Source organism: Herbaspirillum sp. meg3 (assembly GCF_002257565.1).
Lineage (GTDB): Bacteria > Pseudomonadota > Gammaproteobacteria > Burkholderiales > Burkholderiaceae_D > Herbaspirillum.
The window spans coordinates 2,632,965-2,649,750 of record NZ_CP022736.1 but is presented as its reverse complement, the minus strand read 5'-3'; the positions used below and the strand labels follow the sequence as shown (position 1 = coordinate 2,649,750).

Here is a 16,786-nt window from a genome sequence, read left to right as displayed (position 1 = left end):
GGCAGCACCGGTATTACTGTCACCTCGGAACTATCGCCATGAACAGTACAACTCCCCATCATTTCCTCGAAGCGCTCGATCTTGACGCGGCCAAACCGGTCCGGACACGCTTGCAGCGTACACCGCACCGGCTCGCGCTGGAGCAGCGTTTCATGTTCGACGGTGCCGCAGTGGTCGATGCTGCCCATGCCGCAGCCGATACCGCCGCGCTGGCCAAGATTGCCGAGGTGCCGGCGGCGGTCGAAGTGCGCGCCGCCGATCCCAGCAAGAACGATCAAAAGAAGGAAGTGGTCATCGTTGACACTTCGGTGGCCGACTACAAGACGCTGGAAGCCAGTATTCGCGCCGGTGTAGGCATCATCGAAATCGACGGCAGCAAGGATGGCCTGGCGCAGATCGCCAAATGGGCAGAGACACAAGGCGGCTACGACTCGATCAGCATCCTGTCGCATGGAGCCGATGGCCAGTTGCACCTGGGTACCACCACGCTCACCGACAGCAGCCTGTCCGACACCCAGGTGCAGGCCGAGCTGGCTGAGTTGGGACACGCTCTCAAAGCGGGCGGCGATTTGCTGCTGTACGGTTGCGATATTGCCGAAACAACGAATGGCCAGACCTTCATCAACGACCTGTCGCAAGCGACCGGGGCCGACATCGCAGCCTCCAGCGACGCCACCGGCAGCGCGGCGCGCGGCGGCGACTGGACTCTGGAGTATCGCACCGGCACGATCGAAGCCAGCACGCTGACAGCCAGCGCTTATCAGGGACTTCTGACCAGCTCGACTTTCGATTTCGAAACTGTGGCGCAAGGCACGGACAGCAACACCATCTCGCAGACAATCGGTTCGGACACCATAGTCATCACATCGACCGATGCCAACATGCTGGTCGATACTGAACTCAATGCCTTTGGCTCGGACATCAGCAATGCCTCCGGCAAAGTGCTGGCCTCAGGGGAAGGTGGCGTCTTTACCGAGTCACGGCTCTCGCTGACCGTTGCCGGCAGCAAAACCTTTGACCTGACTTCGTTCACACTGGCCCAGCTTGGCCCCGATGGCCTGAGCATTACCCTCACCACAAACAAGGGCAGTGAAACCTTCACGGCCAGCTTTGTCGGCAACTCCTGGGTGCTCAATCTGTCCACCGCCACGCATCCGAGTTATTTTACCGGCGTCACCAATGTCGTGATTACCACCGCTGATGCCGGCGGCGTCTTCGAATGGGGCTTCGACAATATCGTCCTGAGCAATATCACCGATCCCAACGCCCCGCCGTCCACCACCGTCGCAACCGCCGCCCTGCAACACGACACTGGTGTCAACGGCACCGACTTCATCACCAACGTTGCCAGCCAGACGATTAGCGGCACCCTGTCGGCCAGCCTGGTCACCGGCGAATTCGTCGAGGTCTCGTTCGATGGCGGCATTAGCTGGTCCTCCGCCACCAGTAGCGTCGGCAGTGCCAGCTGGTCGGTCAGTACCACGCTGTCCGGCAGCAATACCTTCGAGGCTCGCGTCACCAACGTCAATGGCAGCAGCACGCCGTTCACACACACTTACACCTTCGACAACGTAGCGCCGACCACCACCGTGGGCAGTCTGTCGTTCTCCAACGACACTGGCTCCAGCTCCACCGATTTCCTTACCAGCAACCCATCCCAGACCATCAACGCCACCCTCAGCACGACACTTGCTGCTGGCGATGTCGTCTGGGGCTCAATCGACAACGGCGCTACCTGGACCGACATCACCAGCAAGGTGAGCGGTACCGCGCTGACCTGGAACGGCGTGACGCTGATCAGCAGCAATACGCTCAAGCTAAAAGTACAAGACGCCGCCGGCAACGACGGTACCATTGCGCAGCAGATCTATACACTGGACACCACCGCGCCGACCATCAGCTTCAGCAGTATCGTTTTTTCGAACGACACGGGCACCAGCAGCTCCGACTTCATTACCAATAACCCGTCCCAGACCATCACCGCCACGCTCAGCGCGACACCTGCGGGTACTGATGTGGTCTGGGGCTCACTCAACAACGGCGCGACCTGGATCAACATCACCAGCAAGGTGAGCGGCACCACGTTGACCTGGAACGGCGTGACACTGACCGGCAGCAATACGCTCCTGCTGCGCGTGACAGATGCCGCCGGCAACAATGGCACTAGTACGTCCCAGGCTTATGTGCTCGACACCACGGCACCGACGATCGCATTCTCCACAATCGGGTTCTCAAACGACACCGGCAGCAGCAACACCGATCTCATCACCAGCAACCCGTCCCAGACCATCACCGCCACGCTCAGTGGCACACCGGCCGGTTCCGACGTGGTCTGGGGCTCGCTCGACAACGGCACTACCTGGACCAACATCACCAGCAAGGTGTCCGGCACCACGTTGACCTGGAACGGCGTGACACTGACCGGCAGCAATACGCTCCTGCTGCGCGTGTCAGATGCCGCAGGGAACAATGGCGCCAGTTCGAGTGCAAGTTACACGCTCGATAGCACTGCCCCCGCCACACCCGGTACCCCGACCCTTGATGCAAGCAGCGATACCGGCGCATCCAGCAGCGACAAGATCACCAACGACAACACACCGACTCTTAGCGGCACGGCAGAAAACGGCAGTACCGTCACCATCTACGACGGTGCCACGCTGCTCGGCACCGTGGTGGCCGGCAGTAGCGGCTGGAGCTACACCACCGGCGTGCTGTCCGACGGCAGTCACGTCTTCACCGTCACTGCCAAAGACACCGCCGGCAACGTCTCGGCCGCTTCTGCCGGACTGACCGTCACGGTTGATACCGCCGCGCCTGCAGTCAACTCGGTCACCACGCCAGCCAATGGCACCTACTACAGCGGCCAGGCACTGGACTTCGTCGTCAACTTCGGCGAAGCGGTCATCGTCGATACCGGCAGTGGCACGCCAAGCATTGCCATCGTGGTCGGTGCCACTACGCGCTACGCCACCTACCTCTCTGGCTCAGGTACCAGTGCGCTGACGTTCCGTTACGTCGTGCCCAGTGGCGACAGCGACAACAACGGCATCACGGTCGGCGCACTTTCAGCCAATGGCGGCACGCTCAAGGATACCGCCGGCAACAACGCGACACTCACGATCAATCCCGGATCTACCGCGGCGATCCTGGTCGATGGCTCCCAACCCAGCATCACCGGCGTAAGTGCGAGCACGGCAGACGGCGCCTATGGCAGCAGCCAGATCGTGACCATTGTGGTCAACTTCAGCGGCGCAGTCACGGTTGATACCACCGGCGGTATACCGGCGCTGACGCTCAACTCCGGTGGCACTGCCACCTATACCGGCGGATCAGGCAGCTCGGCATTGACTTTCAGCTATACGGTTGCCAACGGCCAGAACTCAGCCGATCTCGATTACAACTCGACCGCCGCACTGTCACTCAACGGTGCCACCATCATCGAAACCGGCGGCAGTCACCAGAATGTCTCGATCACCCTGGCGACACCGGGGACCGCGGGTTCCCTCGGTGCCAACAAGGATATCGTCATCGACACCACGGCACCGACGACGACCTTCAGCGCGCTCTCCTTCTCGGGCGACACCGGCACCAGCAACACCGACTTCATCACCAACACCGCGGCGCAAACCATCAGAGCCACACTGAGCGTGGCCCCAACCGGTTCCGAGACCGTCTATGGCTCGCTCGACAATGGTGCTACCTGGACTGATATCACCAGCAAGGTCAGCGGCACCTCGCTGACCTGGAACGGTGTCACCCTGACCGGCAGCAATACGCTGCAGCTTAAAGTGCAAGACGCCGCCGGCAATCAAAGCACGCCCAAGACCCAAGCCTATACGCTTGATACCACAGCACCGACAATCACCTTCAGCAATCTATCCCTGTCGGCAGACAATGGCAGCAGCAGTACCGACTTCATCACCAATACCGCGGCGCAAACCATCACTGCGACACTGAGCGCCGCTCCGGCCGGTACCGACATCGTCTACGGCTCGCTCGACAACGGTGCCACCTGGACCGATATCACCAGCAAGGTCAGCGGCACCACCCTGACCTGGAACGGCGTCACGTTGAGCGGCAGCAACACACTGCTGCTCAGGGTGACGGACAACGCCGGCAATGATGGCTTGGTCAAGAACCAGAACTACACGGTGGACACCACCCCGCCGACCATCACATTCAGCAACGTGGCGCTATCGGCCGATACTGGTGCCAGCAATACTGATTTCATCACCGCCACCGCAGCACAAACCATCACCGCGACGCTCAGCGGCGCGCCGACAGGCACCGACAGGGTTTTCGGTTCGCTCGACAATGGTGTCACTTGGACCAATATCACAGCCAAGGTCACCGGTACCACGCTGAACTGGGACGGCGTCACACTGCTTGGCGGCAACCATACGCTGCTGCTCAAGGTGCAAAACAATGCTGGCAACGACGGCGTCAGTGCCAACCAGGCCTATACCTTGGAAGTCGCCACCATCACCACCACCACCACGGTGACGCCGTTGATTCCGACCAACCCGCCTGTGGCCTCCCTCGACCCGGTGATTCCACCACCTCAGCCGACGGTATCGGTTGTGTTTACGTCACCCGCGGCCGCCTCGCTGACCTTCCTGTCGGGCGAATCGCCGCTCAGCACGACGCAACAAGGATGGGGCGCACCAGGCCAAAATAGCGCTGCACTCGACTTCAACAATGGCGAACGCGTCAGTTTGCTGACCGCACCGGCGACCCAGGGAAGCTATCAAGTTGTGGTGCTGGAGCGCACCGGCAGCGGTGACTCCCTGCAGGTCAATGCCCCGTTGAACGATGTGACATTCGCTGCAGGCCAGCGCATCTCCTTTCAGGTGCCTGCCGATGCCTTCGGCCACACCAATCCAGATGCCGTGGTGACCTTGTCGGCAACCACGGCGGATGGTCGTCCCCTGCCAGCGTGGTTGAAATTCTCGGCACAGAGCGGCACCTTCTCCGGCCAGGTTCCGACAGGCATGCGCGGCGAAGTCAGCATCCGGGTGGTGGCACGTGACAATCAGGGGCACGAAGCAGTACAAGTGCTCAAGATACGTCTCGGCGAGCGCGCACAAAGTGCCCGGAACCACCTGCTTCCTGGCGACTGGCAAGACGCAGAAAAACTCGCCGTCGGCCGCAGCAGCCTGAGCGAGCAACTGCACGCGTCGCGTACCGGCGGTACCGATCGGCTGGCTGCGCTGGCACGTAGCGTCAAGGTCGCGATGACAGGGCATGCATGAACAACGCAGTTCCGCATGACAATCCACCATCGCCGCTACTGACCCTGATCGATCTGGGCCATCGCGCCCGGGTTGCTGCGAATGGCGATGAACTGGCATTTCTACTGGTCAACGAAACACATCGCCTGCAGCGTTACCGGCAAAGCGCGTTGTGGTTCGCCGAAGGTGGCGTGCGCTGCCTCTCCGGGGTAGTGCAAGTGGAAGCCAATGCACCCTACGTGCAGTGGCTCAAGCAACTCTGCCAGACCCTGCCTGGATCAGACTCAGACCAGCGTCCGCAAGCCAGCGTGGTGGAGGTAGACTCGTTGCCTGCTGAACTACGCGCGCAATGGGATGAATGGTTGCCGCGCCAGGCGCTGTGGATCAGCCTGCCCGCCAGCGCGGAGCACCCCGGCAGCGTAGCGGGCGGCCTGCTGCTGGCCGGTGATGCCGAACACGATGCCGGTCTGGCCAATCCCACACTGTATCCCTTGCTGGAAGAATGGCTGCACACCTGGCGTCACGCCTGGCTGGCCCAGTTTCGGCCGCGCCCCTGGTCGCTTTCCTTGTGGCGTACAAAGACTGCCGCCTGGTGGCGTGGCACCAGCGGCCGTCCTTGGTGGCGACGGCGTCCGCCCCAGATCGCACTGCTAGTGACCGCCTTGTTGCTTTGCCCGGTGCGACTTACCGTTCTCGCACCAGGCGAACTGGTGCCGGCCCAACCGGCTGTCATTCGCGCACCGCTCGACGGCGTCATCGCGCAATTCCATGTACAACCCAATGCCGTGGTCAAGGCCGGACAAGCCCTGTTCAGCTTCGACGAGGCACCGTTGGCGAGCCGCCTGGAAGTGGCCCGCTATGCCTTGTCAGCGGCACAGACCGAATACCGGCAACAGGCACAAATGGCGGTATCGGACAGCAAGTCCAAAGGCCAGCTGGCAATGTCACTGGGCAAGATCGGCGAAAAACAGGCCGATGCCGATTATCTGGAAAGCCAGTTTCAGCGCTCCCATGTGCTGGCACCACAAGACGGCGTGGTGTTATTCGACGATCCGTCTGAATGGATCGGTCGCCCGGTACAGACCGGTGAACGCATTATGAAAATAGCGGCACCACAGGATGTCGAGATCGAAGCCTGGATTGCGGTCGGGGACGCAATTCCGCTGCCCGATGCCGCCCCTGTCAGCCTGTATCTGGCAGCCACTCCGTTTGATGCACTCAGCGGCCAGGTGCGCTATCTGGGGCACGACGCACTGCCACGCCCCGACGGCAACTACGCCTATCGCCTGCGCGCCCGCCTCGACAACGTCAGTGCGCAACGCGTCGGCCTGAAAGGCACCGTCAAGGTGCAAGGTGCCTGGGTGCCGCTGGTGTACTGGATTCTGCGACGCCCGCTGGCGCTGATCCGGCAAATCATCGCCTATTGAGATTGAGGCGCCCCGATGATTGCTGCACTTCCCCCGCTGCGTGAAGAACTGGCATTGCTGCCCGGCCCGCCGTTGGCCGACGGCCAGCCCAGCTGGACCTTGCAGGACCCGGTGCGCAACCTGTTTTTTCAGATCGACTGGAGCGGCTTCGAAATCCTCAGCCGCTGGACACTCGGGCAGCCGGTAGCGATCGCCACCGAGGTGAATGCGCAAACCGCCTTGCAGATCGACGCGGAAGAAGTGGAAGCACTGGCGCATTTTTTGCTGCAAAACCAGTTGCTGCGTCCGGCGGACGGCTCCGCGCCGATACTGGCCGCGCAACGCGGCAGCCAGCGCAAAGGCTTCGGGCAGTGGCTGTTGCATAACTACCTGTTCCTGCGCCTGCCGCTGGTACACCCTGATCGCTGGCTCTCACGCTGGAGCCCGCGCCTGGCTTTTTTCTATAGCAAACTGTTCTTCCAGCTGACTGTGGCCGCTGCCATGCTCGGCTTGTTGGGGGTGTACCGGCAGTGGGAGCAGTTCGCCGGCACCCTGGTGGACCATTTCACCTGGCAAGGCGTGGCTGCCTACAGCGCCACCCTGATCACGATCAAGACACTGCACGAGTTGGGACATGGCTTCACCGCCAAACGCCACGGCTGCCGGGTGCCGAGCATGGGCGTGGCACTGCTGGTGCTGTGGCCGGTTGCCTACACTGACACCAATGAAGTCTGGAAACTGCGCCGGCGCAGCCAGCGTCTGCAAGTGGCCGGTGCAGGCATCGCTACCGAACTGATCATCGCCGCCTGGGCCACGCTGGCCTGGGTGGTTCTCCCGGATGGCGTACCGCGCGCGATCGCCTTCCTGCTCTCGACTACCACCTGGATCACGACGGTACTGGTCAATGCCAGTCCATTCATGCGCTTCGACGGTTACTTCCTGTTGTCCGACTATCTGCAATTGCCCAACCTGCACAGCCGGGCCTTCGCGCTGGCTCGCTGGGATTTGCGCGAACGCCTGTTCGCCATCAACGAACCGGTGCCGGAACATCTGCCGCGGCGCCTGCACAAAGGGCTGGTCTGGTTCGCCTGGGTGGTGTGGATCTATCGCCTGACAGTATTCCTGGGAGTCGCGGCACTGGTGTATCACTTCTTCATCAAAGCCGCCGGGATCTTCCTGTTCATGATTGAAATCGGCTGGTTCGTGCTGCTGCCGTTGCGACTTGAGCTGCTGGAGTGGCGCAAACGCTGGCCGCAGATTCGTCGCCAGGGACGCTATCGGCGCAGCGCTGCCATCGCCGCCGTCCTGCTGCTGCTGTTCGTGCTGCCCTGGCCGACCCGCATTACGACCTCCGGCTTGCTGCAACCGGTGCATCAGCTGGAACTCTATGCCCCCGCGCACGCGCAGATCGGCACACTGCCCTTGGTCAACGGCAGCAGGGTCGCCGCCGATGCACCATTGATGCTTATGAACTCGCCTGACCTGATACGGCGCAATCAGCTCAACGAAGCGCGTCAGCAACAGCTTTCCTGGCAATCAAACGCGGCCAGTTTCGATAATGACGCACGCAAGAACTGGCAACTGCTCAACGATCAACTGTCCTCCACCGAAGCCGAACAAGCGACAGTGGAGGCGGATCGCAAGCGCTACCAGCCGGTCGCGCCCTACCCCGGCAAGCTGGAAGACCTGGACCCTGACCTGCAGCCGGGCCAGTGGCTCAGCCAGGGAGAATCGTTGGGCCGGGTGATTGGCGATGGCCCCTGGCAGGTCGTGACCTATGTGGACGAAGACGACATCCATCGCCTCGCGGCGGGCGACCGTGCACTCTTCATCGCCGATGGACTGGCCGGCCCCGACCTGCACCTTAGCTTGTTGAGCATCGACAAGAACGCCAGCCCGACGCTCAGCGAAGCGCCGCTGGCCAGCACTTACGGCGGCCACATCGCCGTCCGCGAAAAAAGAGGTGTGCTCTATCCGGAGCGCGCGGTCTATCGCGTGGTCTTGAGCGTCAACGGCGATGATGCCATCGCGCAGCACAGCTGGCGCGGCCGGGTCACCTTTGCCGCCCGCTGGGAAGCGCCGGGATTGCGTTTTCTCAAGACTGCCGTCGCGGTATTCTGGCGCGAAGCGGGATTCTAGCGCGGTGCTGCTGATGAAGATTGCGCAATTCTATCGACCACGAGTCGGACGCAAGGTCACGGTGTCCAAAAGAACCAATCTCGATGATCCCCATCTTAAATTTCCGTGAATTTCGACTCTGCTTGGTCGAAATAAAGGGCGCATATGACCATAAACCACTATGGTTAGGTAAATCAAATAGCGCCCACGAAAAACCGACATGATTACGTAAATATTGATTCTTTTGAAAGTTTCTCGTTTAAGCCGAATTTACCTAAAACTATCGGCTATCGAAATGAAAGTATAGATGCAGTAAAGATTCGCGGGTATTTGAAGGCCGATATATTTATGTAAGAGCGCTGCAAAAGCTCTCTTGTTGATCGGCTTGCAGACTTACCCCTCTCACAGTTTTATCGATCGCAGCCAATAGTGAGCGGATCTGCCGGTGCCGTTTGAAAAATCTGGTTGATCCAGTTACCGAACAACAGATGCGCATGGCCACGCCACTGGTTTCTGGGAGGTTTGGTTTCACAGTCTCCTGGAAAATAGTTACGTGGGAGATGAATGCTTCTTCCCGCGTCCCGGTCGCGGAAATATTCGTCGGCAAGCGTGGTCGAGTCATATTCGATGTGATTGAAAATGTGAAGCGCGTGGTGTCGCGGATCGTTGAGCAGACAAAGTCCCGTCTCCAACGAGTCGATCAGGACGGATATCCCGCTGTCGGGTGGAATGTCGGCGCGCCGCATTTCCATCCAGCGCGATACCGGAATGTAAAAATCGTCGGGCAAGCCTTTCAGGTACGGCGAGCCGCTATCCAGTCCGCAGTGACTGAATACGCCAAACGCTTTTTCACTCAGTAAATATCTCGGCATGCCGTGAAAATAATGCATCGCCGCCTGGGCTCCCCAACAGATGTTGAGGCAACTGTGGACGTTGGTTTGAGTCCATCGGAAGATATGCGTAAGTTCGTCCCAGTAAGCAACCTCTTCAAAAGGCATCTTTTCTATCGGTGCGCCGGTAATGATGAAGCCGTCGAATTTCTGTTCCTTGACGTCGCTCCAGTCGCGGTAAAACGACGCAAGATGTTCTCCTGATATGTTCCTGGGGACGTAACTGGAAGTCTTGATGAGAGTCAGTTCGACCTGCAATGGCGTGGCGCCCAGCAGGCGGGCAATTTGGATTTCGGTATTGATCTTGTTGGGCATGAGGTTCAGCAAACCGATGCGCAACGGCCGGTGAGACTGAACTGCCGGGCCCTCCTCGTCTGTCACCATGACACCTTCCATTTCTAGCGCGGATAGTGCAGGCAAACCTTTGGGAATTTTGATGGGCATGGGCGTCCGATGTCTTTTATCGGGCATAGTATCATCGGTATTTTTAGCGGCTATACCGTGCGTCTCACCTTTTAAAAAGCCGTCCGGCAGTCTTCCCAGCGCATACACTGTCGGCTCAATGCAATGACGTCATCTTTGTTCAACCAGACCGACAATCCAAACGATTCACCATGGCCGCACCTGATTTGCAGATGATTCCTCCGGCAGTACTTTCCGCGCAGGCTGCGTTGGAAATTGCGTTTCCCGTACTGCCTTCCCATGCCGCGCTGTGTATCGGCGTCACGCTGGCGCCGGCGCTGTCTGCGGCGATACCGGATTGCTGCCATGACTATACGACTGCGTCGGAGCAAGAGCGCGCCGGACGTTTCCTGCACGCCGACGATGCGCTAAGGCATTTGTATGGGCGCGCCCTGCTGCGCCGAGCTGCGCTTGCTTACGGCGTCATGCGCGGCATACAGGAATTCGACCTCAATCCCTGGGGAAAACCGGTCTTTCCCGGCGCCTCGCTACAGGGCAATATCAGCCATTCGGGGATGCAGGTGTGGCTGGCGCTGGCACGCGATTGCGAGATCGGGATCGATATCGAGTCCGCGCAGGCGCCCGTCGATTTTACCGACATCGCGGCGTCGTTCCATCCGCAGGAACGGCAATCGATACGCGATGCAACCGATGCGCCTCAGGCGATGATGCGTTGCTGGAGCCGCAAGGAGGCGGTGGCAAAGGCCGTCGGACGCGGCTTGTCGCTGCCGCTGGACTCTTACGCCGTGGACTGCGGCATCGGCGCGATCGACTGGCTCAGGCATGCCCCACCCGGCACGGCGTTGCCGAATTGGCATTGCGTCGATCTGCCGCCTACGCCCGATCATGTCGGTGCGGTTTCCGCTCATGGCGACTGCCGCCAGATACGCATCTGGCAACTGAACATCGGCACCGGATCGGTGTGATCGGCCACCATCCAGAGGAGACAACATGCATGCGCCCACCCCCATCACCAAAGCCGGATTGCGTCGCTTGCACGCGCAGGATGTGATCGTCCGGCACACGTCCATGGCCGGCGTGAGCATGGTCATTCCCGTGCCTTTGCTCGACATGGCCGCGGCGATGTCGGTACAGATCAGGATGGCGAAGAAGCTGTGTGGAATTTACGATGCCGAATTTAGTCGTGGCGCGGCGCGCGACGTCATTACCGGCGTCCTCGGAGGCTTTTCGCCCGGCAGCATCAGCGCGACGGCACTGCGCTATCTCTCTTTCGCCAGTTACTTTGCCGGCACCCTGCCATCGGCGGGTCTGAGCGCGGCGTATACCTACGTCCTCGGTGAAGTACTGCTGGAGCGCCTGATCGCCACCGGACGCATTGACCTGCCCTCGCCTGCCGAAATCAAGCTCTCATTGTCTGAAATGAGGGCCTGACCCGGCGTCCCGGGTAGCCTAGCGCAATGGAGGATGGTCGAGCGAAGGACGTTGCTCCTTGCGATGGGTTTCTCGCGCCTGCAAGTCGGGGATCGGCGCGGCCGGTTTTCCGGCGGCAGGTTCAGGCTTTAGCGAAGAGAGCTTCTCTATCGGTCCCGCCCCCTTGCCGGTGAGAGTTCCGGATTTCAGCTCAAGTCCGGTGTCGCCCTTGCCCAGATCAGCGCGCGGCATAGCAGGCTTGTTCTTGGTGTCCTTTTTGTCTTGCGGTACGCCATCGCCGTTGATCGAAATTAACGGCAAGCCGCCGGTCTTGTCGTTGCCGATCACGACCACCTTGGCGTTTTCTGACCGGGCCAGCTCCAGCGTCGCTTCGATGCCGCGCCAGCGCAGGTAGGCATCCGACATGCCGCCGCTGATGATTTCCTGGAAGTTGCGGATGCCGAGCGCTTCCACCCGCTTGCGTTCGCTCTCCTGCTGTTCCTTTTCGACAATCAGGGCATATTGTTCGACCTCGTGGCGCGCCACGTTCTTGCGCACGATGGCATCTTCTACGCCGGCCGGCAGCACGATGCGTTTGACCAGCACGTCTTCGATCAGGATCCAGTTCTGGCCGGAGCGCAGTTCCGTGTTGAAGCGATTCTTGATGTCATAGCGCACTGATTCCGATATCTGGTTCTGGATTTCCAGGCGATGGCTGGTGTAGATATCTTCCGGACGATAGATCGCAATCACGTCACGGGCGCGGGCGCCGACCGACTGGCCCAGCAGCGTCTCAGCGTAATCCGGACCGGCGTATTTATGCAGCTCGCCGAGGTATTCGGGGATCACGCGGAAGCGCCAGGCCAGGGTCGCCATCAGCTTCAGGCCGTCGGACGACAGGACTTCGAATTCGCGTTCCACGCTCTGCAGGCGCGCGTCGTAGATGTACATCTCATCCCACGGCAACATAAGATGCGTGCCTTCCTTCTCGACATGGTCGATCACGGTGCCGCCGCCGAAGCGTTTCCACAACACACCGAGATGACCGGCCGGGATCGTGACGATCATCGACGGCAGCAGGAACGCCAGCAACACCACAAGGATGACTCCCACAATCAGCAGGTCGTTGCTGAAAAACTGCAAGCGCCGGCGCAATCTCTGCCAGGGGGATGCAACTGGAGGGTGGAATTCTTCGATGGTGCTCATGCTGCGGCTCCCTTGCTGGAGATACTGGTAACGCGGCCGTCCTCAAGGTGGAGGCGGCGGTCGGCGTGATGAAAATATTTGTCGTCGTGGGTAATCGCGATGACGGTGATGCCGGCGGCGCGCAGGCGCGGCAAGACAAGCTGGTAGAACTTGGCGCGAAAATGCGGATCCTGATCGGCGGCCCATTCGTCGAGCACCATGATCGGCGGATTTTCCAGCTGTGTTGCCACCAGGGCGAGTCGCTTGCGCTGCCCGGTCGAAAGATCGACGGTGGAAAAGCGGCGGCCGTCCAGATGCGCCTTGTTTTCGACTTCCATTTCGTCGATCAGGCTGGCCGCGCGCTCACGGTCGATGCGTTCGACGCCATACAGCGTCGGGAACAGATGAAAATCCGAAAACACCGCACCGAAGATGTCGCGATAGCGCTGCATGTCGGCCCTGCCCACCAGCCTGCCGTCAACCAGGATCTCACCGGAATCCGCCTGATACAGGCCGGTCAGCATCTTGATGAAAGTCGTCTTGCCGGAGCCGTTGCCGCCGGTAATGAACAAGGTTTCGCCGCGCCGTATGCTCAGGTCGATCGGGCCGACCACAAAGCGTTCGCTGCCCTCGCCTCGCGCAAAGGTCAGATGCCGCAAGTCGATGGTGCTGAAATCTGAAAATACCGCTGCAGAGACTTCTCGCGCGTCGTCGGCGACGATGCCTTTTTCGACGTTCTCGTCAAACAGTTTTTCCAGTTTCAACAGGTTCTCTGCTGCGGCATTGGCCACCGTGATCTGCGGTGCAGCAGAAATCACACCGGACACAGGGCCAACCAAAAACAGCACTGCCGTGAGCACCTTGACCGTGCTGTCGGCGAAGGTGGTGCTCAATGCGGGCAAGATAAAGACCAGGGTGCCCAGCAAGATGAAGATGGCAACTTGCGAAAAAACGAAATTCACACCCAGCGCGCGCTGCGCCAGGGAGCGGAAGAATGCCGTTCTGCCGGACACCATGACAGCATCTTGCAACAACTCGGCGGCACGGCGGCTGGACAACTTCACTTCCTTGAAACCGGCCAGCAGCCCTTCGACCATTTCATGCAGGGCGACCACTTCTTCGTGAGCGCGCCGCAAGTCGATGCCGGCGCGTTCACCGCGCTTGCGGTACAGGCGTGCCGCCACCAGTAGCACCACGGCCACCAGCGCCAGTGCAGGCAGCGACAAGGTCGCAATGTAGATCGTGGTCCAGAAGATCATCATCACCGCCTGGACGCCAAGGATCAGGCTGCCGGCGGTCTGCGAGATGGTCTGTGTATCGGCGTTGATGGCGGAAAAAATCGCGCCGTGGCCGATCTTTTCGACCCCCAGCAATTCACAGTCGGCCAATTTGCGGATCAGGCTGCGGCGACGCTCGTCGACGATCCGCTCAACTTCGTCGGTGGTCGTCTGCAAGACATAGCGCTGGCTGAAGATATACACCAGCAAGGCGATGCCATAGAGCGCGACGGATACCAGATGGTTGCTGTGGCCGTTCTGCGAGGCGGCAGCAGAATTGACGATCGCCAGTATCCCGGTGCTGGCCGCGCCGGCCAGGAGCGCCATCAGCCCGAGGCGTTGCAGCGAAGTCCGCGCATCGCGGACAAGAAGTTCGGTCAGACGCATCAGATCAACGCTCTACCGGCTCGTGTGAATAGGGCTTGCTCTTGTCGTCGAGGGCAGCGAACAGCAACACGTAAATAAACGCCACCAGCGGCGTCAGCAAAAACGCCAGCACCAGCGTGCGCAGCGATCCAAGCTTGCTTTTGCGCGCGATGAATGCAACCAGCAGGCACAACACGACATAGATTAAAAATGCGATAGGCATGATGACGGCTCCTTGTTATTTCTTGTCTTGAATTTTTAACGGCACTGCACCATATTCCAACGCCCGCACGTCTTGGGCGCAGCTCTCGCCGGTGTCGTACAGACATTGGATGACTTCAACTTCGCCGGTCGTTTCTTCGCAAGCGGAGGTGTCCAGCACGCTCGGGAAAAAGTGCACGTCCTGCTTGCCGGTCTTGATCAGATAAAAACGCGACAAGGTGCTGCCGATGGTCTTGCTCGCCTTCTTGTAGCGGATGCCGACGACGAGCTCTTCCAGCGTCTGATTAGACGAATTGGTCAACTGGATCTGCGGCGAACAACTCGGCTTTTTGTTACCTCCTTCACTGGCGACCATGATCGCCTGCGGCACCGCCAGGTAAATCAGCCCTTTCGGACGGCGTTTCTTGAGCAGCTCCTGCAGCGGCTGATCGGACACGAAAGCTCCTGCGCCAAGGTGATGGCTGGCGTCCTGTGCACGGGCTTGCACCGGCAGCACACCGGTCAGTGCGCTCAGTGCGGCGAGTCCGGCAAGCGTGGCGATCAGTGTCGACCGGATTTTTCTTCTTGCGTGCAGCGCAGCGATGGGCGGCAATATTCTTTTGTTGTTCATTGTGCGGCTCCGCTCAGGCGGAGACAAGTGATGATAAATCGGCCGACCGCGCCAGCGCCAGGTCGGTGTTCAACGCCGGACAGACATCGGCGCTGCGGAGAAAAAAATGATCTCCGGCAAATTCTCTCAGGATGAAACCGGCTCTCGTGAAGCGCCGCCAGCCGGCCATCTCCTTTGTACCGGCATGCGCGTCGTCGACGCCCGCATAGCACGCGATCGGATACGCAGCGGACGCAGCACCGGCATATGCGTGCGCATCCAGCGGCGCGGCTGCGAGCGCAAAGTCGGCACGCATGACCGGCAGTGTGAGATCCCAGAATCCCTGTTCGCGTGCCATCTCCACAGGAATCCCGCCGTATTGCAGCAACAGCGCTTTGAACGACTCGTCATCCATGCCCGCTGCCTGCAAGGCCGGCGACGGCAGATCCGGCGGCAGGTGCGCTGCGACGATCAGTTGCACGGGTGGCGTACCGGCGGCGGCCAGTCTGGCGGCCAGCGCAAAGGCAAGACGCGCGCCCATGCTGTAGCCGAACAAGGCGTAGGGACGATCAAGCAAGGGGGCAAGCGTTTCCTGCAAGGCCGCCAGCATGTCTTCCCATGCGTGCAAAGGCGTTTCGCCCAGGCGTGTCTCGTGGCCGGGATACTGCACCGGCGCCACCCCGATACCGGCCTCGGCCAGCCGGGCGCGCCAGGGAAGAAAATTCGATGCGCCTCCACCCGCGAAGGGCAGGCAAAACAAGCGCGTGTGCGCATCCTCCCGGCCCATCCCAAAAGGAAACCAAGCACGTGATTCTTCTGGTGCTGTCATCGAAAAGTAGTCATTCCAGGGGATGCATGAGGCCGCCATGGGGCGCGTAAAAAATACCGGAAGTGCATTCACTCCCGGCATGCAGTTTCTTGCAGGGTTTCCTGCCGGATTCCCTGCAAATCGTGCCGGCAGCGATCAGACTGCGTCTTTCTTGGCGCCGGGCGCATGCTTTTTCAGGAAATCCTTGCCCTCCTGAACATGCTGCTTCAGCTTTTGCCCCATCTCTTTCGTATCGACGTCAAGCAAAGTGCCGCCCGATGCAAAGTGCTGCAGGAACAGTTTGCCGACCGCATAGGTGGTCGCGCCCGCCAGCGTGGATTGCGCCAGGACGCCTGCGGCAATGCCGACGCCCGGGATGAACTTCAGGACGCTGCTGACCGGACCGGCAATCATCAGCGGCAAGTAGCCGCTGAGCACCGCACCCAGTAGTTTTTTGCCGGTTTCGTCGGACAGCGTGAAGCCGTACAGATTGCCGATCTTGCGCAGCAGGCTCAGTTGCACGCCTGTCAGTGCGATCAGGTCAAGACCGGGAATCGGCAGGATACCCACGCCCATGGCTGTCATTGCATGATTTTTAATGGAATGCAGCGCCTCGTTCTGAACTTCGGCCGGGGTCAGTTTTGCAGCCTGCTCAGTTGCCTGCTCATTCGCATGTTCTGCTGCCGGTGCTTCTGCCGTGATCGTTTCTTCTGCTTGATCGGTAGTTTTCATTGCAATCTCCTTCATAAATTAAACGCCCTGACGCGCATGAGACCTGACGGATAGCTCAAGGCTTCGGGAAAAGACTCTGCCGCATTTGACAGAGCGTCACTATCGGGAAATCAGTCGAACACCTGGTCA

12 protein-coding genes are annotated in these 16,786 nt (G+C 60.2%); 5 read left to right on the top strand and 7 right to left on the bottom strand.

The features are described 5' to 3' along the window. Positions 1-38 precede the first annotated feature (38 nt). Genes hmeg3_RS11760 through hmeg3_RS11750 form a run of 3 tightly spaced genes read left to right on the top strand, consistent with a single transcriptional unit; the run spans position 39 to position 8,776 of the window. Positions 39-5,252, top strand: a complete 5,214-nt coding sequence (locus hmeg3_RS11760) for an Ig-like domain-containing protein (RefSeq protein WP_094563881.1) — start codon at positions 39-41, stop codon at positions 5,250-5,252. Next, a complete protein-coding gene (locus hmeg3_RS11755) occupies positions 5,249-6,658 on the top strand; it encodes an efflux RND transporter periplasmic adaptor subunit (RefSeq protein ID WP_094563880.1) in 1,410 nt (469 codons plus the stop codon). The genes hmeg3_RS11760 and hmeg3_RS11755 overlap by 4 nt, the downstream gene beginning before the upstream one ends. A 15-nt stretch (positions 6,659-6,673) precedes the next feature. Then, a complete protein-coding gene (locus tag hmeg3_RS11750) occupies positions 6,674-8,776 on the top strand; it encodes a site-2 protease family protein (protein ID WP_198361830.1) in 2,103 nt (700 codons plus the stop codon). 389 nt (positions 8,777-9,165) lie between these two features. On the opposite strand, the gene metA is transcribed toward hmeg3_RS11750, so the two are convergent. After that, complete coding sequence (metA, locus tag hmeg3_RS11745; protein ID WP_094566287.1) at positions 9,166-10,089, bottom strand: homoserine O-succinyltransferase; 924 nt, start codon at positions 10,087-10,089, stop codon at positions 9,166-9,168. Positions 10,090-10,259: 170 nt separating this feature from the next. Here metA and hmeg3_RS11740 point away from each other — a divergent pair, with 170 nt between their 5' ends. Next, positions 10,260-11,033, top strand: coding sequence for a 4'-phosphopantetheinyl transferase superfamily protein (locus hmeg3_RS11740; protein ID WP_094563879.1), 774 nt, complete (start codon positions 10,260-10,262; stop codon positions 11,031-11,033). Between the two features lie 25 nt (positions 11,034-11,058). Further along, the gene (locus hmeg3_RS11735; RefSeq protein WP_094563878.1) at positions 11,059-11,499 is read left to right on the top strand and encodes a DUF697 domain-containing protein; all 441 of its coding nucleotides are present in this window, start codon (positions 11,059-11,061) and stop codon (positions 11,497-11,499) included. An 18-nt stretch (positions 11,500-11,517) separates the two neighbouring features. Here the strand turns inward: hmeg3_RS11735 and hmeg3_RS11730 are convergent, their stop codons facing one another. The 6 genes from hmeg3_RS11730 to hmeg3_RS11705 all read right to left on the bottom strand — a co-directional run bounded on the left by hmeg3_RS11730 (position 11,518) and on the right by hmeg3_RS11705 (position 16,657). Beyond that, the gene (locus tag hmeg3_RS11730) at positions 11,518-12,684 is read right to left on the bottom strand and encodes a prohibitin family protein (RefSeq protein WP_094563877.1); all 1,167 of its coding nucleotides are present in this window, start codon (positions 12,682-12,684) and stop codon (positions 11,518-11,520) included. Further along, complete coding sequence (locus tag hmeg3_RS11725) at positions 12,681-14,327, bottom strand: cyclic peptide export ABC transporter (RefSeq protein ID WP_094563876.1); 1,647 nt, start codon at positions 14,325-14,327, stop codon at positions 12,681-12,683. The genes hmeg3_RS11730 and hmeg3_RS11725 overlap by 4 nt, the downstream gene beginning before the upstream one ends. A gap of 4 nt (positions 14,328-14,331) precedes the next feature. Continuing rightward, on the bottom strand, positions 14,332-14,529 hold the full coding sequence (locus hmeg3_RS11720; RefSeq protein ID WP_094563875.1) for a hypothetical protein: 198 nt from the start codon (positions 14,527-14,529) through the stop codon (positions 14,332-14,334). Positions 14,530-14,544: 15 nt separating this feature from the next. Next, a complete protein-coding gene (locus tag hmeg3_RS11715) occupies positions 14,545-15,138 on the bottom strand; it encodes a hypothetical protein (protein WP_094563874.1) in 594 nt (197 codons plus the stop codon). Positions 15,139-15,151: 13 nt separating this feature from the next. Next, positions 15,152-15,946 (bottom strand): thioesterase II family protein, encoded by a 795-nt coding sequence (locus hmeg3_RS11710; RefSeq protein WP_094566286.1) that lies wholly within the window; start codon positions 15,944-15,946, stop codon positions 15,152-15,154. A gap of 135 nt (positions 15,947-16,081) precedes the next feature. Then, positions 16,082-16,657, bottom strand: a complete 576-nt coding sequence (locus tag hmeg3_RS11705; RefSeq protein ID WP_094563873.1) for a YcjF family protein — start codon at positions 16,655-16,657, stop codon at positions 16,082-16,084. Between the last annotated feature and the right edge of the window lie 129 nt (positions 16,658-16,786).